Source organism: Streptomyces sp. NBC_01460 (genome assembly GCF_036227405.1).
In the GTDB taxonomy this organism is placed as follows: Bacteria; Actinomycetota; Actinomycetes; order Streptomycetales; family Streptomycetaceae; genus Streptomyces.
Map to the genome: position 1 here is coordinate 762,382 of NZ_CP109473.1, position 25,712 is coordinate 788,093.

Consider the following 25,712-nt stretch of genomic DNA (forward strand, 5'->3'; position numbering starts at 1 on the left):
GCCCTTGCGGCACCGTCGGAGTGGGGCACACTTCGACGGATGAGCGCCCTTGCCTGGATCGCCGTGGGTTCACTGACCGTGTGGGTGTGGCTGCTGCTGGGCCAGGGGTTCTTCTGGCGGACCGACCAACGGCTTCCCGCACGCGGGGAACCGGCGCGCTGGCCCTCGGTGGCCGTGGTCGTCCCCGCGAGGGACGAGGCGGACGTCCTGCCCCTGAGCCTGCCGTCCCTCCTCGCCCAGGACTATCCGGGTGACGCCGAGGTCTTCCTGGTCGACGACTGCAGCGGTGACGGCACGGGCGAGCTCGCCCTGACGCTCTCCGACCGGTGCGGGGGGTTGCCGCTCACGGTGGTCACCCCCGGTGAGCCGGAGCCGGGCTGGACGGGCAAACTCTGGGCGCTGCGGCACGGGATGGCACTGGCAGGGCAGCGGAAGCCCGAGTTCCTGCTCCTGACGGACGCCGACATCGCCCATGAACCGGACAGCCTGCGGGAGCTCGTCGCGGCGGCCGGGACCGAGGGGGCGGGCGGGTTCGACCTGGTCTCGCAGATGGCGAGGCTACGGGTGACGAGCACGTGGGAGCGCCTGGTCGTGCCGGCCTTCGTCTACTTCTTCGGGCAGCTCTACCCCTTCCGCCGGGTGAACGCGGCGAGGTCGCGGACCACTGCGGCGGCGGGCGGCTGTGTGCTGCTGCGCGCCGGGGCGGCGGAGCGGGCACGGATCCCTGAGTCCATCCGCCAGGCGGTCATCGACGACGTGTCGCTGGCGCGTGCGGTGCGCCGCTCCGGCGGCCGCATCTGGCTGGGGCTCGCCGACCGGGTGGACAGCGTGCGCCCGTACCCCTGCCTCACCGACCTGTGGCGGATGGTCTCGCGCAGCGCGTACGCACAGCTGCGGCACAGCCCCGTGCTGCTGGCCGGCACGGTCCTGGGGCTCGGCCTCGTCTACGTCGCCCCGCCCGTCACCCTGTTCGCCGGTCTGGCCGCGGGGGACCCGGTGGCCGCGTCGGCGGGCGGGGCGGCCTGGGCGGTGATGGCGGGGACGTACATGCCCATGCTCGGGTACTACCGGCAGTCGCTGTGGCTGGCGCCCTTGCTGCCCTTCACCGCGGTCCTCTACCTCCTGATGACGGTCGATTCGGCGGTGCGGCACCACCGGGGGCGCGGTGCGGCCTGGAAGGGGCGTACGTACGCCCGCCCCGAGGCCGCACCGGAGGCCTGAGCCCGGCCGCGGCCGGGCTCACTTGCGCCCGGGGGTCCAGTTCATGCCCCACCCGTAGGCGGCGTCGATGGTCCGCTGGGGGCTGACCCCCCGCTGGGGGACGAGGTAGCGCGCCTCGCGCTGCACGGTGAGGTCTCCCCCGTTGCTCGTGATCAGCGCGAGCGCGCAGACCGTGGACGGCACGGTGCACTCGTCGAGCGAGAAGTCGATTGCCGCGCCGTTCTGCGGCTGGAGCGTGACCGTGGCATGCAGGTCGGCGAAGCTCCGGGCACCTTCGTAGATGGTGACGAAGATCAGGACGCGGCGCAGCCGGTCCTTGTGGTCGAGGTTGACCGTGAGGTTCTCACCGCTGGAGACCGCGCCCGTGCGGTCGTCCCCGTCGAGGTGGATGTACGGCGGCTGCCGCAGGGAACCGAAGGCGTTCCCGAGGGCCTGCACGACCCCCTTGCTCCCGTCGGTGAGTTCGTACAGGGCGCAGAGATCGAGATCCAGGTCGCCGTGCACGGCGACGGCCCTGCCGAGCTTCGCGCCCCAGCCCTTGAACTGCTTGCGCACTTCCCAGTTGAGGTTGACGCGGAGCGCCCCGGACGTTCCGCCCTGCTTCGAGAGCGATACCGAGGGCGCCTCCTTCGTCAGGGTCACCTTGGTCAGCCTGACGGCCTGCACGACGGGGGGCGCGGGCGGGGGCGCCGGTGCGGCCTGGGGCGCGGCCGGGCGCGCCGGGGGCTGGGGAGCCCTCACCGGCTGCGGGGCCGGTGGCTGCGGGGCCGCCGGCGCCTGCTGCGGCTCGTCGACGGAGATACCGAAATCTGTCGCGAGGCCCTCGAGTCCGGTGTCGTAGCCCTGTCCCACCGCCCTGAACTTCCAGGCGCCCTGGCGCAGGTACAGCTCGCCGAGGATGAACGCGGTCTCGACCGTCGCGTCCGCGCTCTCGAAGCGCGCGATCTCGGAGCCGCCGGCCGCGTCGACGATCCTCACGTAGAGGCCGTTCACCCGCCCGAAGGTGCCGCCGTCCGCCGAGGCGGCCACCACGACGCGGTCGATCGCCGGCTCCATCCGCGCGAAGTCGACGACGAGACTGTCCGTGACGGCGCCCCCGTCGGTGCGCTTGCCCTCGTGGCGCACCGCGCCGGATCCGTGGGCCGGCTGGTTGTAGAAGACGAAGTCCGCGTCGCTGCGCACCTTTCCCGACACCAGGAGGAGCGCCGAGGCATCCACGTCGGGTGTCCCGGGAGAAGCCCGCCAGCCCAGTTCGACCCGCACGGCCCGCGCCGGCACCGCGACGTTGGTTCCCTTTTGCATGGTCATGCTCGCCCCCATCACGCGTCCGGCTTCCCGGAGAGTTTCCCGCCAACCTAATCCCCGGTCCACCGGGGAGCCCACCGTCTCGACGGGACAGGTGCCGTCGATCCGCCGGCGCCCCGTCCGCTCGCTCTCCGCACGATCAAAGCACCGCTCCGTGCCCCGTCCCGCACGTTCGCTCAGATTCGGGGACCAGGGTTCCCCACGACGCGTGGACCGGCCGCAACGGTCGGCGGGCCACCGCGAGGGCCCGCGGATGCGCCGGTTCCGGTCACCGCACCGCCTGAGTACGATCACCTACTCCGGTCCGAGTACGTGAGCGGGTGCCCGCCCCGTGCGGCGCTCGGAAAGGTGGACACATGCGCCGACTGCTGCTGCTCGCACCCCTGTTGCTGTTCACCGCCGGCTGCGGCCTGGTGCAGTCCTCCGACGACGAGGCGACGGATACCGCACGGGAGGTGGCCGGGAGGGCGGGCCGGCTGCTCCACAGCCAGCGTCCTCGCACGGCGGAGGAGGTCGGGCGCTCGGCCTCCGGCATCGACGGGGTCGAGGTCATGCGGCTGACGGGTACGTCGACACACGACGGGGACGGCGTCGACGTGGTCGTCCGCACCACCGGCTCGGCGTACAACGGATGGATCGACGTCGAAGAGGTCACCGTGCGGCGCTGCTTCACGGTACGCGTGTCGCCGAAGGCGGAGTGGGACGAGGCCCCCCGCGACGTGGACTGCCCGGACGGCCCTCCGCTGACCTTCGCCCCGCCGCCCGAACCGCCCCGGCTGCCCTACGAGGAGCTCCGCGCGCGACTTCCCCAGGTGCCGGAGGGCGGCCGGGCGGACGAGGCCGGGGTGCGCCGTACGCTGGCCTCCCTGGACCTGGACCCGGCGATCCGTACCGAGGTGAAGGCGGAGGGCGGCCGGGTCGGCGTCCTCATGTCGGTGCCGGGCAACGGATTCGACCCGCAGGACTGTCTCGTCGCCCGCGTGAGCCCCGGCGAGACAAGGGTGTGGGTGCCGTCCCGGATCCAGCGGATGCCCGGAGAGGGCGGCTGCAGCATCGGCAACGCCCTGAACCCGCAGCCCGCACCGCACTGAGCGGGGCATCCGGCAGCGGACCGGTCACGAGCCTGCTCCTCAGTCGCCGAGGATCCGCTCCCACAGCAGCCCGTCCCGCCAGCTCCCGTCGAGCAGGATCGAGGAGTGCGCGACGCCGTACGGGCTGAACCCGTTGCGGCGCAGCACCCGTTGCGACGGCAGGTTCTCCAGGTTCGTGGACGCCTCGGCGCGGTGCAGCCCGAGTTCGTCCGTCATGACCCGGAGTGCGAGCCCGACGGCGCGACCGGCGTGCCCCTGGTTCTGGGCGACGCTCGCGATCCAGTAGCCGACGGAGCCCCGGCGCAGGTGCGGCTGCGGCAGGATGCCTCCTACGGTGACCTGCCCGATCACCTGGTCGTCGGCGAGCACCGCGCCCGGCCAGACCGCGCCGGCACGGTGCCCGGCGAGCAGCCCGTCGATCCGCTCCGCCTGGCCCTCCGGGGTGAAGAAGTCGGCCGGCTGGGCCGGCTCCCACCGCCGGAAGGCCTCGACGTCCCGTACCCGGTGCGCGGCGATCGGGGCGGCGTCGGTGCGCTGGATCAGGCGGATCCTGGTGGTGCTGGGCATGGCTGATCCTCGTCGCGGTGCGTCGGATGGAACGGCCAAGTATGGCCGGGAGCCCGCGCCGCCACGCCCTGCCCCCTGTGCCTGCCGGAGGACCGGGGCGTGCCGGCCGGAGGACTGGGCTTCCCTGAGCGATCATGCCTTCGCCCCGTCACCCGCCCCGTCGGACACGGCGTAGTCGAAAGCGGCCCGGTGCTCGTGATGGCTCTCGCGGCCGTCCCGTGCGCGCAGGGAGAGGTCCGATCCGAGTCTTCGCGCCAGCTCCCGGGCCTGCCGGCTCGGTGCCGCTCCCTCGACGTACTCCAGGAACCGCACCAGGGACTCGACTTCTCCCGTGTGCAGCGCCACGTCGACGATGCCCTGCTTCGGCGCGGTGAGGGCGTCGAGGACGCGTCGCTGGTAGGCGTCGGTCCTCACGCTCGCGAATCGACGTTCGAAGAACCGCTCCTCTGCGGCGGCTTCGCCGTCGTCGAGTCCGTGGAGCCGGTCGAGCAGTGCCGTGGGTCCACTGCGCGGGGCACGGTAGAACGGCCGCTCGTCGCTGCCCGCGGTCGACGGATCGAGTCGCGCCGTGGAGAGGAACGCGGCGACCCGGGCCGGCGTCGGCAGCAGACCGGCGCCCATCCAGCGGGCCGAGTCCATGAGTACCTGACCGGATCCCTGCGGCGTGCGGAAGAGGCACCAGCCGGAAACGCCGCACCAGAGAAGACCTGCGCCGCCGTCCTGGCCGGACAGGCTCTGTTGAAACGCCTGCGTGAATTCCACGCTGCCCTCGACATCACCGTCGAATTCCGCCTGACCCGGATCGTCGTACGCGCCGAATGCGGAAATGCCGGCCACCGGCAGTCCCTCGTCGAGGAGTTTGGCCGCCACCGCCACCATGTAGTGGCCTATCGCGTCCTCGAGCTCTCCTCGGAGCTGCTCGGCCTCATCCTGATCGTACGTCACCATGTTCTCCGAATCCGGGCACGTAGCGTGCTCACCCTTCGTCAGACTTCCCGGAAGTCGCCTGCTCACACGGGCCCCGGGAGGCACGCCGGGCGGTCGGCCCGGACAGCGCCCGGAGGCGGGCGCGGCGCGGATTCCGGGAACGGCCTCCTGGCGGGACGGCCCCGCGGACAGCACCTCCGCGCGACCGCGGCACTCCCCGTGCTTCCATCGACCGCCCCTCTGCGGTCAGTTGATCGATAAGGTCGCACCGGGCGGGCGAGAAGCGGGACGAGGGGGCGGAGGCATGGGGGCGGTGACGACGCGTGCCGAGGGGGCGGCCGACGAGCGGCCCCGACTGATCAACGTCGCCTACCGGCTGCTCGGTTCCCTGGCCGAGGCCGAGGACGCCGTGCAGGAGGCCTACGCACGCTGGTACGCGTTGCCACGCGGCCGGCAGGAGGAGATCGTGTCCCCCGGCGCCTGGCTGACGACGGTGACCGGCCGCATCTGCCTCGACGTCCTCGGCTCGGCGCGGGTCCGGCGTGAACGCTACGTCGGCGCGTGGCTGCCCGAACCACTGCCCGACCGTGCCGAGCGGCATGGCGGTCACGGGACCGATCCGGCCGACCGGATGGTCCTGGACGAATCGGTGACCATGGCATTCCTCGTCGTCATGGAGTCCATGACGCCCGCCGAGCGGGTGGCGTTCGTCCTGCACGACGTCTTCCGTTACCCCTTCGCCGAGATCGCCGGGATCCTGGACCGCACGCCCGCCGCCTGCAAACAGCTGGCGGCCTCCGCCCGGCGCCGGGTGGGCGCCCCACGCGCACCCGTGACGACGGCCGGGCAGGCCGACACGGTGCGACAGGTCAAGGAAGCCTGGGAGGCGACCGACATCGCGGCCCTCGTCGACCTCCTCGACCCCGCCGCCGTGATGACCGCCGACGGCGGCGGCATGGTCGGCACCGTCCTGCGTCCGGTCGAGGGCGGCCCGCGCATCGCCCGGTACATGGTCGCCCTCGCCGACAGGGCCCCGGGACTCGAACTCCTGGAGCGGTCGGTCAACGGGGCACCGGGCCTGGTGGCCCGTCGCGCGGGCGTCGTGACGACCGTGGCCTCGTTCGACGTCACCGACGGCCTCGTCACCCGGATCTGGGTCGTACGCAATCCTGAGAAGCTGCGGCCCTGGGCGTGGGACGACAAGGCCGTGCACCGGGATGCGGCCGGTCGCCGACAGGGCGGAGCTCCTGTGCAGGCGGCCCCCGGCATTCGGCACGCTCCTCGACACGACGGAGTCGAACCACCCCTCCCGCACGAGGCAGCAGTTGACGGGCAATAGCCGGCTCCGACACGACAGACGGGGCGTCGCCCTTTGTAGTGCATTCGAAACCTACTGTCATCCATCGGGCCATCCGGCGAAAATTCCCCCGCCGCCAAGAGGAGTCTTGACGATGTTTTGCCAGGTCAAGCAGACAGAACCAGCATAAAAAGGATGACCCGAAGATTGGGTCTCCCCAACCGGCACATCGTGGGCTTAACTTATGTGTCATGACCTCCCCCCGCTCCACCTACGGCAGCGGCTACTACGCCGCGCCGTCGTTCCCCGACACCCCGATCTACGACTCCCTGGTCGCCGAGCGGGGGACCCCTCAGATCGCGCCGATCCGGGTCCCTGCCGCCTACGACACCGGGAACAGCTATCTGCCGGCTCTGCCGTCGGCGCTCCCGGCCCTGCCCGCGGCCCCGTCGCAGCACACCGGGTCCTACGGCTACCCGCAGCAGGCGGCCCAGCCGCAGTACCAGAACGCCGGGATGCAGCAGGCGCCGATGATGCAGCCCGCACAGCTGCAGCACGCGCCGGCGCCCTACATCCCGCAGCAGCCGTCCGCGCCCCGCGGCTACCAGCAGCAGGCGCAGCAGCAGCGGCCCGGCACCGGGTACGAGGCGATGCGTCCCGCGTCGCCCCGGCCCGCACCCGCGCCCGCGCAGTCGCCGTACGAGGATCCGTACAACCGCCCGTACCAGAGCCGGGGGTACTGACCGGCGCTGCCGCGCACTGTCAGTGACGGCTGGCAGGATGAGGGCATGCTTTCTCCCTCACTCGGTGCCGTGTACGTCCACCCGGTCAAGTCGCTGGCCGCCCGCGCGGCGGACGAGGCCGTCGTCGAGCCATGGGGACTCGATGGCGACCGTCGCTGGATGCTGATCGACGACGGGAGCAGGGTCGTCACCCAGCGTCAGCAGCCCCGCATGGCAGGGCTGTCCGCCGAGCCGCTGCCCGGTGGCGGGTTGTCGATGTCGGCACCCGGGGGTGCGTCGCTCACGGTGGAGGTGCCCGATCCGGCCCGCACCGTCACCGCCGAGCTCCACCGGAGCAAGGTCGAGGTGGTGGTGGCCTCCGATGACGCACACACCTGGTTCAGCGCGCGCCTCGGTGCGGAGGTCCGGCTCGTCCATCTCGACGCGCCGTCGCATCGAAGGCCCGTCGATCCGGAGTTCGGCCGCCCGGGCGAGACCGTGTCCCTGGCCGACGGCTTTCCGCTGCTCCTCACCGCACGGTCCTCGCTGGACGCGCTCAACGCGCTGGTGGCGCAGGGGAATCACCCGGAGGAGGGGCCGCTGCCGATGAACCGTTTCCGGCCGAACGTGGTCGTGGAGGGGACGGCGCCCTGGGCCGAGGACGGCTGGAAGCGGATCGCGATCGGGGAGGTCGCCTTCCGCGTCGTGAAGCCGTGCGGCAGGTGTGTCATCACGACCACGGACCAGCGGACGGCCGAGCGGGGCAAGGAGCCGCTCCACACACTCGCCCGGCACCGCCGCGACGGGAAGCACCTCCTCTTCGGCCAGAACATGATTCCGGAGGGCACCGGCGTGATCCGGGTGGGGGACCCGGTGCGGGTGCTCGACTGACCGTGCGTGGATGCACGGGGCCCTCCGAGGGAACCCGGAGGGACAAGGGGGGCGTTGGTGGCGTGAGGTTGCTCTCTCTTCACCGGATCCGGACGCAGTCGCCACCCTGTCGGGTTATCACGGGTAGGGAAGGGGGTGCATGACTGTGCGAGCGGTTCTGGGAATCCGGCGGTGGCGGCACAATCCCGTGTGCCGGCGCACCGACCGTCACGAGGCGTGGGTGGGGCTGTCCGCCCTGCTGTTGATGCTGCTGGTCGCCCCGGTGTTCGGCTGGAAGGTCGGTTCACTGACGGACGACGCGCTCCGTCGGACGGTGCGGGCCCAGCACGAGCACCTCCACCCCACCGCGGCCGTCGTGGTCCGCGTGCCCTCGGGCACGACGTCCCGTTTCGCCCAGGACCCCGAGGCGGCCGTCGCCGAGGGTTCCATGCGTACGTCGGTGGTGGCCGGCTGGCGCGCCCCGGACGGTACGGCACGTACGGGCACCGTGTCGACGGCGGCGACGAGGACCGCGCCCGGCACCCCGATCCGGATCTGGACGGACGGCTCGGGGAATGCGGCGCCGCGCCCCATGGACACCTCCACGGCGCACACCCACGCGGCGCTCGCGGGTCTGGGCGCCGCGCTTGCCGCGGGCGGTCTGACCGAAATCGCCCGCAGGGTCGTCGTATGGCGCATGATGCAACGGCGGTACGCCCGGCTCGACCGCGCCTGGGCCGAAGTCGGTCCCGACTGGGGCAGAACGGGGACGGGCAGCTGAGCCCGGGGGGCAGTTCCCCCCGTGCACGGCCGAGCAGGGCCTCTCAGCAGCCGACTTCGTCAACTCGCGCCCGTCACGCGCGCTACGGTGGAGCGGCCCGCCCGACTCCTCGGCAGGCGGGCCGGAGGGCTGCCGGTGGACCGGTGGCCCGGACGGACAGGCACGAGGCAGCGCACACGGCACGAGGTGGGGGCTCAGCAGCACCATGGCACAGGGCACGGTCCAGGTGACGCACACCGGCACATCGCGATGGCGGCGCCGCACGGGCGAATACGCTTCCCTCACCGCAGCCCTGGAGGCCGCAGCGGACGGTGACGTCCTCACCATCGCCCCCGGCACCTACCGGGAGAATCTCGTCGTCCACCGCGCGGTGACCCTGCGCGGTCCCGAGGGTTCCGCCGGCTCGGTCCGGATCGCGCCGGCCGACGGAGTCCCGTTGACCGTCCGCGCCTCCGCCGTCCTCCAGGACCTCCACGTCGAGGGCCAGGACTCCGCCGCCCCCGCACTGCTGGTCGAGGAGGGCGCTCCCGAGCTGTCGGACCTGCGCATCGTGACCAGGTCGGCCGCCGGCCTGGAGGTGCGGGGCTCGGCCAGGCCGACCGTGCGCCGCTGCACCGTCGACAATCCGGCGGGCGTGGGCATCGCCGTACTCGACGGTGCCGGGGGCGTGTTCGAGGAGTGCGAGATCGTCTCCGCCGGCCAGTCCGGTGTCTCCGTACGGGACGGCGCGCACCCACGGCTCGAACGCTGCCGCGTGCACCACGCGTCGGGCGCCGGTCTGAGCGTGACCGGGGAGGGCAGCGGACTGGAGGCGGTGGGCTGCGAGGTGTACGAGATCAAGGGCAGCGGGGTGCAGGTCGCCTCCCGCGGGACCGCGCACCTCACGGACTGCACCGTGCACCGCACGTCCTCCGACGGCGTCACCCTGGACACCGACGCCGTCGTCACGCTGGCCGACTGCGACATCCACGACATCCCGGAGAACGCGGTCGATCTGCGGTCCCGCTCGGTGCTCACCCTGACCCGCTCCACCGTCCGCAGATTCGGCCGCAACGGCCTCTCGGTCTGGGATCCGGGCACCCGCGTCGACGCCAACCAGTGCGAGATCCACGACAGTACGGGCGACTACCCGGCGGTCTGGGTCAGTGACGGCGCCACGGTGATACTCGACTCGTGCCGCGTCCACGACGTGCCGGACGCCCTCTTCGTCCTCGACCGGGGCTCGCGCGCCGACGTCGTGGACAGCGATCTGTCCCAGATCCGCAACACGGCGGTCTCGGTGAGCGACGGGGCCACGGCCCAGCTCGACGACTGCCGGATCCGCGAGGCGTCCACCGGGGCGTGGTTCCGCGACCACGGCAGCGGCGGCACGCTGAACAACTGCACCATCGACGCGGCGCAGACCGGGGTCATCGTGACCAAGGGCGCCGACCCGACGATCGAGAGGTGCACGGTCACCTCACCCGCGGAGGCCGGCTTCTACGTCTCCGCCGAGGGCCGCGGCACCTTCGACAGCTGCCGGGTCACGGGGAGCGAGGGCTACGGCTTCCACGTGATGGACGGCTGCCGCTCCACGCTGACGCGGTGCCGCACCGAGCGGTGCGCACGCGGCGGCTACGAGTTCGCCGAGGGCTCCGGCGACGGGCACACCGCCGGCCCGGTGGCACAGGACTGCACCAGCGACGAGAGCGGACTGCGCGGCGCCACTCCCCCGGCCCCCGCGGTGCTGACGGCGACGCAGACCACACCCGGGCTGCTCGGCGCGATGCCCGGACAGCGGACCTCCGAGCCGGCCGCACCCGCGGCCGCACCCGCCCCGGCCGAGCCCGCGCGCGACTCCGACGCCGTCCTCGGCGAGCTCGACGCGCTGGTGGGACTGGACAGCGTGAAGCGTGAGGTGCGGGCGCTGACCGACATGATCGAGGTGGGGCGGCGCCGCCGGCTGGCCGGTCTGAAGGCTGCGTCGGTGCGCCGGCACCTGGTCTTCACGGGCTCGCCCGGCACGGGCAAGACGACGGTGGCCCGGCTGTACGGCGAGATCCTGGCCTCGCTCGGTGTGCTGGAGCACGGCCATCTCGTGGAGGTCTCGCGCGTCGATCTGGTCGGCGAGCACATCGGGTCGACCGCCATCCGTACCCAGGAGGCCTTCGACCGGGCGCGCGGCGGTGTCCTGTTCGTCGACGAGGCCTACGCGCTGTCGCCCGAGGACTCCGGCCGCGACTTCGGCCGCGAGGCCATCGACACACTGGTGAAGCTGATGGAGGACCACCGCGACGCGGTGGTGGTGATCGTCGCCGGGTACACGCACGAGATGGAGCGCTTCCTCACCGTCAACCCCGGTGTGGCGTCGCGCTTCTCGCGGACGATCACCTTCAGCGACTACGAGCCCGAGGAGCTGCTGCGGATCGTCGAGCAGCAGACCCAGGAGCACGAGTACAGCCTGGCGGACGGGACGGGGGAAGCACTGGTCAAGTACTTCACCGTGCTTCCCAAGGGCCCCGCGTTCGGTAACGGCCGGACGGCTCGTCAGACCTTCGAGTCGATGGTGGAGCGGCACGCGGGCCGGGTCGCCCAGCTCGCCGATCCGAGCACGGACGACCTGACCATGCTCTATCCGGAGGACCTCCCGGCGCTCCCCTGATCGGTGCCGGTCCGGGCGGTGCCGTCCGGTGCGCCACCGCCCTGGGCACCCGCGCCGGCCTGCTGCTGGGGCAGGACGGGTCCGAGCCGTTCCAGAAGGGCGGCGCGCTCCACCGCGAAGACCGGGTCGGCCTGGTAGTCCGAGTGCCCCAGGACCGGTTCGGGGAGCGGGTGTTCGGCGGTACGGCCGTAGACCAGCGGGTCCTTCAGCGGGCCCCGGTCCACCTCGTGGCCGCCCCGCCCCTCGTCGATGCGGACCGGGCCGCCGATCGGGTCGGTGGCACGCCAGAGGTTGCGCCAGCAGTGCACGGACCGCTGCAGCCCCTCCAGGGGGACGCGGCCGAAGTAGGCGGGGAACCAGCGCCCGTACAGCCGCTCGATCGGAGAGCCGTACGTGAGCAGTGCGACCCGGCGCCGGGCGGAGTCGGGGAGCTGCCACACCGCTGCCGCGGCGAGCACGCTGCCCTGGGAGTGGCCGGAGATGACGAGCCTGCCGCGGGTGCGCCCCGTCCAGGCGCACATCCGGGACGAGAGGTCCGGTACGGCCCGCTCGGCGTAGCAGGGCGGCGCGAAGGGGTGGGCCGCACGCGGCCAGAACGTGCCCACGTCCCAGAGGATGCCGATGGTGCGGCGTGCGGAGACGTCGCGGTAGGCGCGCCGACCCCACGTGACGAACAGTATGGCGCCGAATCCGGTCAGCCAGGAGCCGGTCGACTGGGCCGTCTCGGCGAGCGATTCGACGAACGGGCCCGTTCCGTCCATGGCGAGGCCGGGGACCTCGCCCGCGAGCCAGGAACCGGTGACCGCCCCCGTGCCGAGGAGCAGGGTGGCCCCGGAGAGCAGTCCGAGGATCCCGGGCGCGGAGTCGGTGAGCGCGGCGGTGGCCCTGGTCCGGGCGATCCTCCGGGTGCGTCCCGGCTCCGGGCGCTTCTCCTCGTACTCCGCCTCGATCGCGGGTCCCAGCCGACGCGCGCGCCGCATGGTGCGGACCGCGAGCCAGAGGAGGGGCAGGAGCAGGAGCAGGAGCAGGACGGGGATGACGGAGGCCTGCCAGCTGAGGAGCACGGGCGGTCCCGGTATGTCGGCTCCCGCCCCCATGCCGGGGGTGCCGGGGCCGTCGAGCCAGTCGGCGACGCGCTGGGCGATCCCGCCGGTCATCACCCCGCCGAGGGCGCAGGCGAGCATGGCCACGGCGGGGCCGCCGAGGCCGTGGAGGGTGGTGCGCGGCTCGGGTGCGCGCCGGTACAGGCTCAGCGCCACCACGGCGAGCAGGACGACGAGCAGGCCCTGGCCCAGGGCGAGTGCGCGGAAGACGGTCTCCCCGGGGAGGGTTCCCGAGGAGACCCAGCCGGGACGCGACCAGCCGGCGTACACCACCGAGCAGAGCAGCAGGCCGAGCGCGGCACCGGGCAGGAACGTGGTGACCGCCCGGTCGACCCGGTTGTCCAGGCGCCGCTCGCTGCGTCCGCGGTGGCAGACCACCGCGAGGACGACGAGGGCGCACAGGACGAGAGCGGTCTCGAACAGGGCACCGGCCGTCGCGGGGACGGGGCTGCCGGCGTCACGGTCGTACTGTGCGGCGGTGGAGCCGACCGCGGCGGCGACGGTGAGGAATCCGGCCGCGGTGTGCGCCGCGCGCAGCCGGGCCACCAGCCGGCGTCCGTACCAGAACCCGGGCCTGCCGAGGGCGGGACGGATCCGGCGCGGGCCGGACTCCGCCACCACGTCGGTGTCCGGGTCCTCGTCCGTCTCCGTGCTGTCCGGTTCGTCCCAGGTCAGCGGTCGCTGCGACTCGTAGGCGCTCCAGGTGCGGTTGGACAGGTACCAGAGCAGTCCGACCAGGGCGGCGGGCACGAGCGCGGCGACGGCGAGGCGTCGTCCGGGCTGGGCGAACCACCCGTCCTGGTGGGTGGAGAGGAAGCCCAGCCAGGAGCGCTGGGCGGAGCACTCGGGAGTGCCGGCGCACTGCCAGGCCACCAGGTCGAGGGCCACCTCGCAGGCGGCGGCGGTCAGCAGCACGGTGAGGGTGAGGGCGACGAGCCGCACCAGCACGCCGTACAGGCGCACGGCCCGGGTGCGTCCTCGGGCGCTGGGACGCATCCAGTGGGCGAGGTTGACGACCATGAAGGGGAGCAGGAGCAGCCAGAGGGCCCGGGAGCCGTTGCCCGAGGTCAGGTTGGACCAGCAGTAGGCCTCGGCGACGGGGCCGTCCCGGTGACGTTCCGGGTGCTGCTCGGCACCCACGTCCTCGGTGCGCCGGTAGACGGCCGCCGTGGCGTCACCGGTGATCCTGGTGATCCGCGGGTCGCCGAGCATCTCCTGCGGGGTGGTGCCGCCGACACCGTGGACGAGCAGTTCCAGTGCGGCGCCGCGGCTCTGCGCGGCCTCGGCCTGGTGGGCAGGGGGCAATGTCGGTGACTCGCTCTCTGGTCCGTCCGGTGGGGACCGGCGGGATGGGGCCGGCAGGGGGTGGGCTGGTGCGCGGGACCGAGCTGATGCGCAGTCACCACCATCCCGGACGCGGGGCACTCGACGCACCCGCTCTCACGGAATCTCCCCAGTGGGACGGCGGGCGTGCGTGCGTGAAAGGATGAGGCCGTCCGCAGGACCGCTGCCGGACCGTGCGGACAGACGGAAGGACCGGGGCCCGGCGTTGAGCGAGAACCAGAATCTGCTCGCGGAACAGCGGCGCGCGCTCATCCTCGACGATGTGCGCAAGCGCGGTGGGGTCAGGGTGAACGAGCTGACCCGCAAGCTGAGCGTCTCCGACATGACCATCCGCCGCGATCTGGACGCCTTGGCGCGCCAGGGCGTCATCGAGAAGGTGCACGGCGGAGCCGTCCCGGTCGTCGAGGCGAGCACGCACGAGCCCGGTTTCGAGGCCAAGTCGACGCTGGAGCTCAGCGCCAAGGAGGACATCGCCCGCACGGCCGCCGCGATGGTCGTGCCCGGCAGCGCCATCGCGCTCTCGGGCGGCACGACGACGTTCGCGCTGGCCCGGCATCTCCTCGAGGTGCCGGGGCTGACGGTCGTGACGAATTCGGGGCGGGTCGCCGACGTGTTCCACGGCGCGCAGCGTCCGACGTCGTCGGGCGGCGCGCGGGCCGGGGCCGCGACGGTGGTGCTGACCGGCGGTGTCCGTACGCCGTCGGACTCGCTCGTCGGCCCGGTCGCGGACCGCGCGATCGACTCGCTCCACTTCGACGTCCTCTTCCTCGGGGTGCACGGCATCTCGGTCGAGGCCGGTCTCTCCACGCCGAATCTGGCGGAGGCCGAGACGAACCGGCGCCTCGTCCGGGCGGCCCGCCGGGTCGTCGTGGTCGCCGACCACACCAAGTGGGGCACCGTGGGGCTGAGTTCCTTCGCCACGCTCGACGAGGTGGACACCTTCGTGACGGACGCCGGGCTTCCGGACGGCGCCCGGCAGGAGATCGAGGAACATCTGCCGGGCCTGGTGGTGGCGGGCCGGGCGTCGGACGAGTAGTCCGCCGCGCGCCGCCCGCGTGTTCCGTTCCCCGGCCCGCGGGCGCCGGACGTCCTAGGATCGGCCTGTGGCCGTATTCCGCATCGAGCGCTTCTCCCCCCTTCCCGCCGCCGAGGCGTGGCGACGGGTGACCGACTGGGACCGGCACGGCGGGACGGTTCCGTTCACCTCGGTCACCGTCACGACGGGCCTGCCCACCCGCACCGGTACGGTCTTCGTGGCCAGGACCGGTCTGGGGCCGCTGGGCTTCGACGATCCGATGGAAGTGGTGCGGTGGACCCCGCCCACCGCGGGCCGGGCGGGGCTGTGCGCGCTGGAGAAGCGGGGTTCGGTGGTGCGCGGCCGGGCGTCGATCGACGTCCGGCCGACCGATTCGGGTTCGCATGTCATCTGGGTCGAGGAGCTGCGGGTGCGGCTGCTGCCCCGCTGGGCCGATCCGCTGCTGGCCACCGCGGGCCGACGGGTCTTCTCCCGCGAGCTCGGCGTCCTGCTGGAGGACTGAGGGAGCGCGGCACGGCGGGCGGGTCTCGGACGTCCGCCCAGAAGGGGCGGCGGCCGGACGGGTGCGGTATCCCGGACTCATGGGTCACCGGCGAGGGCACGAGGGGACGCGGGACGGCACCCGGCCGGGCCCGGCGCTCCTCGTGGCGCCGTTCGCACTCATCGCCGTCGTGACCGTGATCGACATCAACGTGCCGCCCGAGGTGCACCTCGGGCCCTTTCTCGTGGCGGCACCGGCGCTCACCGCGTCGTTCGCCGGTCCCCGCATGACCGCCGTCGTCGGCGTGGTCGCGGTACTGGCCCAGGCCGCCGTGGCGCTGGCGCGCTCCAGCATCACCGACCTCAATCACATGTACCAGATCGTCGCCCTGTTCCTGATCTCGGCGATCGTGACGTTCTTCGCCCGCCTGCGGGAGCGCAACGCGGCGGAGATGGTGCAGTTGCGCACGGTGGCCGAGGCCGCCCAGCGCAGCGTTCTCCGCCCCCTGCCCGTGCGCAGCGGGCCCCTGCACCTCGCCTCGCTCTACCTGGCGGCCGAGGAGGGCGCGCAGCTGGGCGGCGACCTGTTCGCTGCGGCGCGGACGGCGGAGGGGACCCGCGTGATCATCGGGGATGTCCGCGGCAAGGGCCTGGACGCCATCAGCGGCGCCGCCGGGGTCCTGGGCGCCTTCCGCGCACTGGCCCGCCAGGAGGGGCGTCTCCCAGCTCTCGTGACACGGCTGGACACGAGCGTGGCCGCGCACCGGATCGACTCGCTGAACGAGAGTGGCGGGCGGTCCGACGACCCCGGGCTCGTCGAGGCCTTCGTCACCGCTGCCGTGCTGGACCTGCCGGACGCGGCTCCGGAGCTCCGGCTGGTCAGCTGTGGGCATCCGCCGCCCCTGCTGCTGCGGGCCGGCCGGGTGCACACGCTGGACGCCACGGAACCGGGCCCGCCCCTGGGGGTGGGGCCCCTGTCGGGGGCCCCACCCACCGAGGACAAGTTCGCCTTCCGGGCCGGTGACGTGCTGCTGCTGTACACCGACGGGGTCACCGAGGCGCGGGACCGCGCGGGGCGCTTCTACCCGCTGGCCGAGCGGGCGGCGTCATGGACCGGCCTGGGGCCGGAGCGGCTGCTGGAGGAGGCGTGCGCCGATCTCCTGCGGCACGCGGGGGGCCGCCTGGGCGACGACGCGGCCCTGGTCGCGGTGGAGAGGCTCCCGGACCCGGCCTGATCCGCGCGCCGTCCCGGAGCCGGTGCGCGGGCCGTCTCAGGCGGGCCAGGTGCCGGTGGCCAGGAAGTGGTCGATCGTCTCGGTGTACGGCCGGATGTCCAGGCCCTGCGCGCGCAGCCAGTCGTCGGAGTAGTACTTGTCCAGGTAGCGGTCGCCCGGGTCGCAGAACAGCGTGACGACGCTTCCGGTGCTCCCCCTCCCGACCATCTCGGACACCAGCTTGAAGGCGCTCCACAGCCCGGTGCCGGTCGAGCCGCCCGCCTTCCGGCCGATGGAGCGCTCCAGCACCCGGACGGCGGCGACACTGGCCGCGTCGGGCACCTTCATCATCCGGTCGATGGCTCCGGGCACGAAGCTCGGCTCCATCCGGGGTCTGCCGATGCCTTCGATGCGGGAGCCGCAGTCGCTGGTCGCCTGCGGATCGTGCCGGGTCCACCCGTCGAAGAAGCAGGAGTTCTCCGGGTCGGGTACGCAGATCCGCGTGTCGTGCTGCATGTAGCGCACGTAGCGTCCGATGGTCGCGGAGGTGCCGCCGGTGCCCGCGGTGGCGACGATCCAGGCGGGCTCGGGATACCGCTCCAGCCTCAGCTGCTGGTAGATGGACTCGGCGATGTTGTTGTTGCCCCGCCAGTCGGTGGCGCGCTCGGCGTAGGTGAACTGGTCCATGTAGTGCCCGCCGGTCTCGGCCGCGAGGGCCGCCGACTTTTCGTACAGCCGGCGGGAGTCGTCGACGAAATGGCACTGCCCGCCGTGGAATTCGATCAGACGGCACTTCTCGGGGCTGGTGGTCCGGGGCATCACCGCGACGAACGGCACACCGATCAGCTTCGCGAAGTACGCCTCCGAGACGGCCGTCGAGCCGCTGGACGCCTCGATGACCGGCTTGCCGCGGCGGATCCAGCCGTTGCAGAGCCCGTAGAGGAAGAGCGAACGGGCCAGCCGGTGCTTGAGGCTGCCCGTGGGGTGCGTCGACTCGTCCTTGAGATAGAGGTCGATGCCCCAGTGCTCCGGCAGGGGGAAGCGCAGGAGATGGGTGTCCGCCGAACGGTTCGCGTCCGCCTGGACCTTGCGCACCGCCTCTTTCAGCCAGTCCCGGTAGACAGGGTCGCTCCGGTCGATGTCCACGGTCTCCATGACGCCACCGCCGGGTGTGTGCTCACCGGTGTCCATCAGCGCTCTCCTTCGGGGATGACAGCGGTACTCCGTGGGGCCCACGATATTCTCCCCACCTGCACAAACGTTCACTTTGACGATCCATAGCCCTCCCTTGGCCCAGGTGTCCCCGTCCTCCGCACCCGCGCGGTGCCGGCCGCGATCGGTCGTGACGGACCCTGGTGCAGGAACCCCGTCCGCGGGCAGACTTGCAGAAGCCGGTACAAGGGGGGCGAAGTAACCATGGCCGAGACAGAGTTCAGCGCTGCGGATTTCGGCACGCCGGATTTCGGCACGGTGGAGTTCAGAGCGAGCGACGTCAGGATCCAGCGGTGGGCGAGGTCGCTGACCAGAGCCGGCCAAGTGATCGTCAAGGACGGCCGGATCGCCCTGCTCACGAGCAACGGCCGGGAGATCGCCAGCGCTCCGGTGACGGCGGTGAGCGCCGGAAGACCGTGGTTCCCGGCCGCCGACGCGGCGGTCGCCCGCATCAACGGGGTGCGGTACCGGCTGACCATGGGCCAGCGCAATCGCAGGCCCGGCGGAGCCGCCCCGGTGCGAAGATTCCTGGAGGCGCTGCGGAATGCCGCGGGACGGCACATCTGACGCTACGGTCCGGTGCGGACACCGCGAGTTGCGGACCCCAACCCCCTGAGTCACGCTGGTCACACGTCACTGATGGTGCACCGGCGGTGACAGCGCAAGCCGCCTCGCCGGGAGCCACGCAGGGCGGACCACGCATGACCAGAAACAGCAGCCAGCCATCTGCTGGATCCGTTCCTTCGTCTTCTTCCGGACCTCATTCGGGGAGTCGCAGCCGTGATCAGCGAGCCAAGCAGGCACTGCGCGGTGGAGCTCCAGGCCCTGCCGTCGCGGATCGGTCAGGTCCGCAGAATCATCTCGGCGCAACTGCGCTACTGGCATCTCGATCCTCTGATCGACCATGCGGCGCTCGGCGTCACCGAACTGCTGACCAACGTCCACCGGCACGCACAGCCGGACAAATCATGCACCGTCGAGGTCGAGCTGCTGCTCGACCGGCTGACGGTCTCCGTCCACGACCACGACCCCCGGCTGCCGACCGTGTGCGACGCCGATTTCTCCGCCACCTCCGGGCGCGGGCTGGCGATGATCGCCGCGGTCAGCGAGAGCTGGGGCGTACGACCGAGCGACGACGCGGGAAAGGTCATCTGGTTCACCCTGCTCGCGCCGACGTTCACCACCGCCCTGCCCCCTCTCCCGGTGTACGGGTCGACGACCGACGGCCCGTTCGGCTCGGACGTCGCGGGGTTCATGGAGACGACCGCGGCACGGACGCGGGTCCGGTCCGCCGTCGTCGGCTGACCGGGCCCGCCCCGCACCACGGACCGCGGCGATCCTCCTGGATCGCCGCGCTCCGTGCGCCGTGCGCCCGGTCCTCGGCCGGCGCACGCGGTCAGGACGGCACGTCCTTGTAGCGGCCGTAGGGCTCGTCCAGGACGGAGAGCCTGCGCCAGTACTCGTCCTCGTCGATCTCCCCGGCGGCGAAGCGCCGGCCCAGGAGGCCGATCGGCGAGTGCTCGCCCGCGGGACCGCCCTGCCGGAGGCCGTGCGGCTGCCACGGGCCGCGGCGTCCGCGCAGGACGGTCCGCCGCAGCAGTGTGACGACGCCGATGACGACAGCGGCCCAGATGAGTGGGAGGAAGAGGATCCAGGGTCCGGGTCCTCCGGAGTTCGCCAGGGTGTCCATCTCGGTCAGCTCCTCGGTCAGGGGTTCAGCCGTGCGTTCCTGTCACCCACGAGCCTGTCTCCCCGAGGGGCCGTGCGCGTCGTACGGGTGGCGGCCGTCCCTGTACGGCGAGGAAAGTACGCCGGGGCCCGTGGCCTGCTTCCGTGGATCCACCGAACGGCGTGGATTCTGTACCTACTGGTATGTACAGTGAGTTCATGAGCACTCCGGAGAGGTTGATCGAGGCCACCCAGGAGCTCCTGTGGGAGCGCGGTTACGTGGGCACCAGCCCCAAGGCGATCCAGCAGCGGGCGGGGGCCGGCCAGGGCAGCATGTACCACCACTTCGCGGGCAAGCCCGATCTGGCGCTCGCCGCCGTGCTCCGCACGTCGGCCGAGATGCGGGAGACGGCGGCCCGGCTGCTGGACGGCCCGGGATCCGCCTACGAGCGGATCTCGGCCTACCTGCTGCGCGAGCGGGAGGTGCTGCGGGGCTGCCCGGTGGGCCGGCTGACGATGGATCCCGACGTGGTGGCGAGCGACGCGCTGCGGGCCCCGGTGGACGAGACCATCGGCTGGCTGCGGGGCCGTCTCGCCGAGATCCTCCAGGAAGGCCTGGACAGGGGGGAGTTCTCCCCCGGCATCGAGCCCCGGGAGGTCGCGGCCGCCGTCGTGGCGACGGTCCAGGGCGGCTATGTCCTGGCCCGCGCGTCCGGGTCGTCGGCCGCGTTCGACTCGGCCGTCCGGGGGCTGCTCTCCCTGCTCGCCCCGCAGATCACGTCGTCCCGTCAGGCCTGAGGAGTTCCGATGTACGCCATGCAGTACGAGCTGACGCTGCCGGCCGACTACGACATGGAGATCATCCGCAGGCGGGTCGCGACCAGGGGCCACCTCCTCGACGACTTCCCCGGCCTGGGCCTCAAGGCCTATCTGATCCGCGAACGCGGTGAGACCTCTCCGGTGAACCAGTACGCCCCGCTCTACCTGTGGACGTCCGCCGAGGGCATGAACGCCTTCCTCTGGGGCCCCGGATTCCAGGGGATCGTCGACGACTTCGGCCGTCCCGAGGTGCAGCACTGGACCGGACTCCTCCACCTGGAGGGAGCGGCTCCGGAGGCACTCCCCCGCACCGCGCTCCGCCACCGCGAGCGGATACCGGACAGCGTGCGGCCCGCCACAGCGGTGGAGTCCGCGCTGGCGGAGAGCCGTCGGCTGGCCACGCTGTCCGGCGTCGTCGCCACGGCGCTGGCCGTCGACCCCCTCCACTGGGAGCTGCTCCGCTTCACCCTCTGGGAGGGAGAGCCGCGGTCCGGGATCCCCGGCGACCGCTTCGAGGTGCTGCACCTCTCGGCACCGGAGCGTGACCTGCTCGGCCGGGGGAAGCAGTGGTGACCCGGGTCCGCACGGTCCTCGGGGACGTCCCTGCCGGGGAGCTCGGCGTCTGCGACGCGCACGACCACCTCTTCATCCGCACACCCTTGCTGCCCGGGCTGGAGCTGGACGACCTCGCAGAGGCCCGGGAGCGGCTGCGGGACTTCCGCGAGCTGGGCGGGACAGCCGTCGTCCAGTGGACTCCGTACGGCATGGGCCGGCGTACCGAGGAGCTGGTGGCCCTGTCACGGGAAGCCGGGGTGCGGGTCGTCGCCGCCACCGGACTGCACCAGGCGGCCCACTACGCACCCGAGTTGCTCGGCCGGATCATGCCGGTGCTGGAGGACCTGTTCGTCTCGGAGATCGCGGACGGGATCGGCGCCACAGGGGTGCGGGCGGGCCTGATCAAGGTGGCCGGGGCGTTCCACGGCGTCGACGAGCATGCCAGGCGCACCATGACGGCTGCCGCCGGAGCGCATCACCGTACGGGCGCTCCGATCGCCGTCCACCTGGAACTGGGCACGGGTGCGCGGGACGTGCTGGATCTGCTGTGCGGGAAGCTGGGGGTGGAACCACGGCGGGTGGTCCTCGGGCACCTGGGCAGGTTCCCCGACGGCGTCGCTCAGCTCGACGCCGCGCGGGCGGGCGCGTTCCTGGCGTTCGACGGCCCCTCGCGGGCCCACCACGCGACGGACTGGCGACTGCCCGACCAACTGGCCGAACTCGCGGAGGCCGGGTTCGGCGGGCAGCTGCTGCTCGGCGGCGACACCACGGTGCCCGGGACCCCGGGCATGCCGTACCTGCTGCGGCGGCTGCGCCCGCGGCTGGAGCGGTCGCTGGGCCAGGAACTGCTGGGTGCGGTGCTCGTGGAGAACCCGGCGCGGGCCTTCGCCCTGGCCACGGTCTGAGCGGTCCGGACGGCGCGGACGCGGGACCGGCACCCGGACGGCGCGGACAGGGGCCCGGCACCCGGACGGCGCGGACGCGGGACCGGTCGGTCAGGCCAGTGCGGCCAGCGGGTCGTCGAGCACGGGCTGCCAGGCCAGTTCCGCCGCGCCCACCAGGCTGTTGTGGTCCAGGGTGCAGGCCAGGATCGGCACGCTCCCGCTGCGGCCCCACAGGCTGCGGTCGGCCACCACGGCCCGCAGCCGTTCGGGGTCGGCCTCCAGGAGGTCGCGGTGCAGCCCGCCCAGGATGATCCGGTCCGGGTTGAGGATGTTGACCAGCCCGGCGAGGCCGAGGCCCAGCCGGTCGATCAGCTCCTCGGCGGCGGCCCGCACCTGGGGGTCGCCGTACTCCGTGCGCAACAGGTCGCCGGACTGCTTGAGCAGCGACTCCTCGGGGCCTGGCTCCCGGCGGGCGGCGGTGAGGAAGGCGAGCGGGTCCGTCTCGACGTCGAGGCAGCCCCGCCCGCCGCAGTGGCAGGGGCGGCCCTCGGGATTCACCGTCAGATGCCCCACTTCGAGGGCGAGTCCCGAACTCCCGCTGTGCAGGCGGCCGTCGAGGACGAGGGCACCGCCCACCCCCCGGTGGCCGGTCGCGACACAGAGCAGGTGCTGGGCTCCGCGCCCGGCGCCGTGCCGGTGCTCGGCGAGGGCGGCGAGATTGACGTCGTTGCCGGTGAACGCGGGACCGGTGATCCCCGCGGCCCGGACACAGGCGGAGAAGATCTCCCGGACGGGCGCCCCGGCCGGCCAGGCGATGTGCAGCGGGTTGAGCGCCGTACCGTCGGGCTCGGCCACGGCGGAGGGCACGGCGAGCCCCGCGCCGACACAGCGCAGCCCGCTCTCGCGCAGGAGCCGGGCGCCGGCCTCGACCACCTCGCCGAGGACCTGGGCGGGATCGGCCATGACAGCGACGCAGCCGGGCGCGGTGGCGACGATCCTGCCCCCGAGCCCCACCAGCGCCGCACGGAAACCGTCGGAGTGGACCTGGGCGGCGAGGGTCACGGGGCCGCTGTCGCGTACGGACAACCGGTGCGAGGGGCGCCCCTGCGAACCGGCGGCGGATCCGGGGCTGGAGTCGACCTTGATGAGCCCGAGCGCCTCGAGCTCCGCGGCCACCGCGCCGGCGGTGGCACGGGTGACGCCGAGCTCGGAGGTCAGCACGGCGCGGGTGGGGGCGCGTCCGGTGTGCACGAGCTCCAGGGCGGGCCCGAGCGCGCTGCGGCCCCTCTCCAACTTCGTCCGCGTGGTGGTCGACTTGCCGTTCATGGGGGCGAGTCTCCCATGATCCCGGGCCGTTGCCGACGCCTCGGCATCCCGCCCCGTCCACCGGGCGGTCGCTGCGGCACCCCGTCTTGCGTACGTCGTCGGGGCCACCCTATGCTCACTTTGTGCCGCAAGTAAACAAACTGCGGACGGCCCTGTCGGGGGGAATCGGCGGAGACACCGCCCCTCCCTCGTCGGCCCGCCTCCGTACCGCGCTGACCGTGTTCTTCGCCCTCGACGGGTTCCTGTTCGCCGGCTGGGTGGTCCGCATCCCGGCCATCAAGCACCAGACCGGAGCCACGCCCTCCACCCTCGGGCTCGCCCTGCTCGGCGTCTCCGCCGGTGCGGTGATCACCATGATGCTCACCGGCAGGCTCTGCCGGCGCTACGGGAGCCACGCGGTCACCGTGGTCTGCGGTGTGCTGCTGTCGCTGAGCATCGCCCTCCCGGCACAGACGGGTTCGGCCCTCTCCCTCGGCCTCGTGCTCCTGCTCTTCGGCGCCGCGTACGGCGGCATGAACGTGGCGATGAACAGCGCAGCCGTCGATCTGGTCGCCGCGATGCGCCGGCCGGTGATGCCGAGCTTCCACGCCGCGTTCAGCTTCGGCGGCATGGCCGGCGCCGGGCTCGGAGGACTGGTCGCCGGCAGCCTCTCGCCCGCGACGCACCTCCTCGCCCTCACGGGGGTCGGCCTCCTCGTCACCGCGGTCACCGGCCCCGTGCTCCTGCGCGCCGGATCGGCCGCCGCCCCGCCCGCGGAGGAGCGGGTGGCGCGTACGTCCGGGCGGGAGGGCGCGGACCGTCCGGAGCAGCCGGGGAGGATGAGCGCCCGCGCGCGCCGGATCGTGATCCTCTTCGGCGTGATCGCCCTCTGCACCGCGTACGGGGAAGGCGCCCTGGCCGAGTGGGGCGCCCTGCACCTCAGCCAGGACCTGGGGGCCGAGCCCGGTCTCGCCGCCGCCGGGTACTCCGTGTTCGCGCTGACGATGGCCGTCGGCAGGCTCAGCGGCACCGCGCTCCTCGAACGGTTCGGGCAGACCCGGACCCTGGTGGCGGGCGGGGTGACGGCCGCGGCGGGGATGCTGCTCGGCGCGCTGGCCCCGGCCCTGTGGCTCGCCCTGGCCGGTTTCGCCGTGGCCGGCCTCGGACTGGCCAACATCTTTCCCGTCGCGGTCGGCCGGGCAGGCGCGCTGGCCGGTCCGAGCGGCGTGGCGGCCGCGTCGACCCTCGGCTACGGCGGGATGCTCCTCGGCCCGCCGGTCATCGGCTTCCTCGCCGACTGGTTCTCCCTTCCGGTGGCCCTCGTCACGGTGACGCTGCTCGCCGCCACGGCGGCGGTCCTGGGCTACGCGGCCCGCAACGCGGCGAACACCTGAGCGGTTGAGTAGGCGTACTCAGGCGCGGAACACTCCCCCGGCGCACGATGGAGGCATCAGCCATCCACGGGGAGTGGGACATGAACCACCAGGTGACGATCGCTCGGCAACTGCGCGCACTGGCGCGACTGACATACGGCAACACGGCTTCGCGGGTCTATCTCGGCCTCGTGCTGGCGGTCTCGGTGTTCGTCGCGGTGGACACCCTGTTCGTGTCCACCGACGACGCGTCGTTCGCCGGTGTCTGGGTCTTCCTCCTCGCCGCGCCGACCGTCTTCCTCTTCCTCCTGGGCAGCTCCGTGGCAGGTGCGGACGCCGGAGGGCCCGCCTGGTTCGTCTATCTCGCGCTGGTGGTGTCGGTGCTCGTCCAGGCCTGTGCGCTGGGCTGGTTCGCCGGGCTGCTCCGGGGCACCCGCCGGAGCAGCCCGGCACACCCCCATGGCGCCTGATCCCGCTCTGGCACAATCGCCGCCGTGGAGACCTCCGAACACCTGACCGCCCTTGTCGCCGAAGGCGACGCGCTCGCCTCCGCCGCCCGTGAGGCGGGCACGGACGCCGCCGTGCCGACCTGCCCCGGGTGGCGGGTACGCGACCTCCTCCGGCACACGTCCGCGATCCACCGCTGGGCCACCGCGTTCGTCGTCGAGGGACACCTGACCTACCGTCCGGACGGCGGGGAGCCCGACCTCGACGGGGAGGCGCTCCTGGACCACTACACCGAGGGCCACCGCACGCTGGTCGACGCGCTCCGGGCCGCTCCAGCCGGCCTGGATTGCTGGACCTTCCTTCCCGCGGCGTCACCGCTCGCCTTCTGGACACGCCGTCAGGCGCACGAGACCAGGGTCCACCGGGTGGACGCCGAGTCCGCGCGCGGCGGCCCGCTGACGGCGGTCTCCCCGCCGCACGCGGTCGACGGCATCGACGAACTGCTGGCCGGCTTCCACGCCCGCGCCAGGAGCCGCGTCCGCACGGACTCCCCGCGCACCCTGCGGATACGGGCCGTGGACACCGACGCGGTGTGGACGGTGCGGCTGTCGGCCGACCCGCCCCACACCGTACGCGGGGCCGCCGCCCTGGACACGCCCGCCGACTGCACGCTGAACGGCACGGCCGAGGACCTCTTCCTGACGCTCTGGAATCGCCTTCCGCTCTCGTCCGTCGATGTGTCGGGTGACCGCGAGGTGGCCGGACTGTGGGAGAGGAACTCCGCGGTCGTCTGATCGTGCGCCGGATCCGGATCCAGGTCCGGGTCCGGACGTCCTGGGACGGGGCCCTG

Annotated in this window: 25 protein-coding genes; 18 read left to right on the plus strand and 7 right to left on the minus strand. The window is 72.8% G+C overall.

Going from position 1 to position 25,712, the window contains the following annotated elements; all coding sequences use genetic code 11:
- Positions 1-39 precede the first annotated feature (39 nt).
- On the plus strand, positions 40-1,221 hold the full coding sequence (locus OG488_RS03495) for a glycosyltransferase (RefSeq protein ID WP_329225779.1): 1,182 nt from the start codon (positions 40-42) through the stop codon (positions 1,219-1,221).
- 18 nt (positions 1,222-1,239) lie between these two features.
- Here OG488_RS03495 and OG488_RS03500 read toward each other — a convergent pair whose 3' ends face one another.
- On the minus strand, positions 1,240-2,541 hold the full coding sequence (locus OG488_RS03500; RefSeq protein WP_329225781.1) for a TerD family protein: 1,302 nt from the start codon (positions 2,539-2,541) through the stop codon (positions 1,240-1,242).
- Between the two features lie 341 nt (positions 2,542-2,882).
- On the opposite strand from OG488_RS03500, the gene OG488_RS03505 reads away from it, so the two are divergent.
- Positions 2,883-3,617, plus strand: a complete 735-nt coding sequence (locus tag OG488_RS03505; RefSeq protein ID WP_329225783.1) for a translation initiation factor IF-2 — start codon at positions 2,883-2,885, stop codon at positions 3,615-3,617.
- A 39-nt stretch (positions 3,618-3,656) separates the two neighbouring features.
- Here the strand turns inward: OG488_RS03505 and OG488_RS03510 are convergent, their stop codons facing one another.
- Together OG488_RS03510 and OG488_RS03515 are read right to left on the minus strand one after the other, a co-directional pair.
- Positions 3,657-4,184, minus strand: coding sequence for a GNAT family N-acetyltransferase (locus OG488_RS03510; protein WP_329225785.1), 528 nt, complete (start codon positions 4,182-4,184; stop codon positions 3,657-3,659).
- A 132-nt stretch (positions 4,185-4,316) separates the two neighbouring features.
- On the minus strand, positions 4,317-5,132 hold the full coding sequence (locus OG488_RS03515) for a hypothetical protein (RefSeq protein ID WP_329225787.1): 816 nt from the start codon (positions 5,130-5,132) through the stop codon (positions 4,317-4,319).
- 283 nt (positions 5,133-5,415) lie between these two features.
- Between OG488_RS03515 and sigJ the strand changes: the two genes are divergently transcribed.
- The 5 genes from sigJ to OG488_RS03540 all read left to right on the plus strand — a co-directional run bounded on the left by sigJ (position 5,416) and on the right by OG488_RS03540 (position 11,422).
- Positions 5,416-6,450 carry an RNA polymerase sigma factor SigJ gene (sigJ, locus tag OG488_RS03520; protein ID WP_329225789.1) on the plus strand — a complete coding sequence of 345 codons (1,035 nt, stop codon included), beginning with the start codon at positions 5,416-5,418 and terminating at the stop codon, positions 6,448-6,450.
- A 209-nt stretch (positions 6,451-6,659) separates the two neighbouring features.
- Positions 6,660-7,151: a DUF6643 family protein gene (locus tag OG488_RS03525; RefSeq protein ID WP_329225791.1), complete on the plus strand. Its 492-nt coding sequence runs from the start codon at positions 6,660-6,662 to the stop codon at positions 7,149-7,151.
- 45 nt (positions 7,152-7,196) lie between these two features.
- Positions 7,197-8,021, plus strand: coding sequence for an MOSC domain-containing protein (locus OG488_RS03530; RefSeq protein WP_329225793.1), 825 nt, complete (start codon positions 7,197-7,199; stop codon positions 8,019-8,021).
- A 139-nt stretch (positions 8,022-8,160) separates the two neighbouring features.
- Complete coding sequence (locus OG488_RS03535) at positions 8,161-8,781, plus strand: Rv1733c family protein (protein ID WP_329225795.1); 621 nt, start codon at positions 8,161-8,163, stop codon at positions 8,779-8,781.
- A gap of 205 nt (positions 8,782-8,986) precedes the next feature.
- Complete coding sequence (locus tag OG488_RS03540) at positions 8,987-11,422, plus strand: right-handed parallel beta-helix repeat-containing protein (protein ID WP_329225796.1); 2,436 nt, start codon at positions 8,987-8,989, stop codon at positions 11,420-11,422.
- Here the strand turns inward: OG488_RS03540 and OG488_RS03545 are convergent.
- Entirely contained in the window at positions 11,392-13,830 is a 2,439-nt protein-coding gene (locus OG488_RS03545) for a hypothetical protein (protein ID WP_329225798.1), read from the minus strand. The genes OG488_RS03540 and OG488_RS03545 overlap by 31 nt on opposite strands.
- Positions 13,831-14,074: 244 nt before the next feature.
- Here OG488_RS03545 and OG488_RS03550 point away from each other — a divergent pair, with 244 nt between their 5' ends.
- From OG488_RS03550 to OG488_RS03560, 3 genes are all read left to right on the plus strand, one after another.
- The gene (locus OG488_RS03550) at positions 14,075-14,905 is read left to right on the plus strand and encodes a DeoR/GlpR family DNA-binding transcription regulator (RefSeq protein WP_329225800.1); all 831 of its coding nucleotides are present in this window, start codon (positions 14,075-14,077) and stop codon (positions 14,903-14,905) included.
- 67 nt (positions 14,906-14,972) lie between these two features.
- Positions 14,973-15,407 carry an SRPBCC family protein gene (locus OG488_RS03555; RefSeq protein WP_329225801.1) on the plus strand — a complete coding sequence of 145 codons (435 nt, stop codon included), beginning with the start codon at positions 14,973-14,975 and terminating at the stop codon, positions 15,405-15,407.
- 79 nt (positions 15,408-15,486) lie between these two features.
- Complete coding sequence (locus OG488_RS03560) at positions 15,487-16,620, plus strand: PP2C family protein-serine/threonine phosphatase (RefSeq protein WP_329225803.1); 1,134 nt, start codon at positions 15,487-15,489, stop codon at positions 16,618-16,620.
- 36 nt (positions 16,621-16,656) lie between these two features.
- Here OG488_RS03560 and OG488_RS03565 read toward each other — a convergent pair whose 3' ends face one another.
- Positions 16,657-17,790 carry a PLP-dependent cysteine synthase family protein gene (locus tag OG488_RS03565; RefSeq protein ID WP_329225804.1) on the minus strand — a complete coding sequence of 378 codons (1,134 nt, stop codon included), beginning with the start codon at positions 17,788-17,790 and terminating at the stop codon, positions 16,657-16,659.
- Positions 17,791-18,015: 225 nt separating this feature from the next.
- Between OG488_RS03565 and OG488_RS03570 the strand changes: the two genes are divergently transcribed.
- Entirely contained in the window at positions 18,016-18,378 is a 363-nt protein-coding gene (locus OG488_RS03570) for a hypothetical protein (protein ID WP_329225806.1), read from the plus strand.
- A gap of 213 nt (positions 18,379-18,591) precedes the next feature.
- Entirely contained in the window at positions 18,592-19,116 is a 525-nt protein-coding gene (locus OG488_RS03575) for an ATP-binding protein (protein ID WP_329225808.1), read from the plus strand.
- Between the two features lie 91 nt (positions 19,117-19,207).
- Here OG488_RS03575 and OG488_RS03580 read toward each other — a convergent pair whose 3' ends face one another.
- On the minus strand, positions 19,208-19,501 hold the full coding sequence (locus OG488_RS03580) for an SHOCT domain-containing protein (RefSeq protein WP_329225810.1): 294 nt from the start codon (positions 19,499-19,501) through the stop codon (positions 19,208-19,210).
- 197 nt (positions 19,502-19,698) lie between these two features.
- On the opposite strand from OG488_RS03580, the gene OG488_RS03585 reads away from it, so the two are divergent.
- From OG488_RS03585 to OG488_RS03595, 3 genes are read left to right on the plus strand one after another with little or no spacing between them, the layout of a single operon-like run.
- A complete protein-coding gene (locus OG488_RS03585; RefSeq protein WP_329225812.1) occupies positions 19,699-20,277 on the plus strand; it encodes a TetR/AcrR family transcriptional regulator in 579 nt (192 codons plus the stop codon).
- A 9-nt stretch (positions 20,278-20,286) separates the two neighbouring features.
- Positions 20,287-20,871, plus strand: coding sequence for a DUF4865 family protein (locus tag OG488_RS03590; protein WP_329225814.1), 585 nt, complete (start codon positions 20,287-20,289; stop codon positions 20,869-20,871).
- On the plus strand, positions 20,868-21,758 hold the full coding sequence (locus OG488_RS03595) for a phosphotriesterase family protein (RefSeq protein WP_329225815.1): 891 nt from the start codon (positions 20,868-20,870) through the stop codon (positions 21,756-21,758). The genes OG488_RS03590 and OG488_RS03595 overlap by 4 nt, the downstream gene beginning before the upstream one ends.
- Positions 21,759-21,848: 90 nt before the next feature.
- On the opposite strand, the gene OG488_RS03600 is transcribed toward OG488_RS03595, so the two are convergent.
- Positions 21,849-23,063 carry an ROK family protein gene (locus OG488_RS03600; RefSeq protein WP_329225817.1) on the minus strand — a complete coding sequence of 405 codons (1,215 nt, stop codon included), beginning with the start codon at positions 23,061-23,063 and terminating at the stop codon, positions 21,849-21,851.
- 122 nt (positions 23,064-23,185) lie between these two features.
- On the opposite strand from OG488_RS03600, the gene OG488_RS03605 reads away from it, so the two are divergent.
- The 3 genes from OG488_RS03605 (at position 23,186) to OG488_RS03615 (ending at position 25,656) form a co-directional block, all read left to right on the plus strand.
- A complete protein-coding gene (locus OG488_RS03605) occupies positions 23,186-24,436 on the plus strand; it encodes an MFS transporter (RefSeq protein WP_329225819.1) in 1,251 nt (416 codons plus the stop codon).
- An 80-nt stretch (positions 24,437-24,516) separates the two neighbouring features.
- Positions 24,517-24,885 carry an SCO4225 family membrane protein gene (locus OG488_RS03610; RefSeq protein ID WP_329225821.1) on the plus strand — a complete coding sequence of 123 codons (369 nt, stop codon included), beginning with the start codon at positions 24,517-24,519 and terminating at the stop codon, positions 24,883-24,885.
- A gap of 24 nt (positions 24,886-24,909) precedes the next feature.
- A complete protein-coding gene (locus OG488_RS03615) occupies positions 24,910-25,656 on the plus strand; it encodes a maleylpyruvate isomerase family mycothiol-dependent enzyme (RefSeq protein ID WP_329225823.1) in 747 nt (248 codons plus the stop codon).
- Positions 25,657-25,712: the final 56 nt, after the last annotated feature.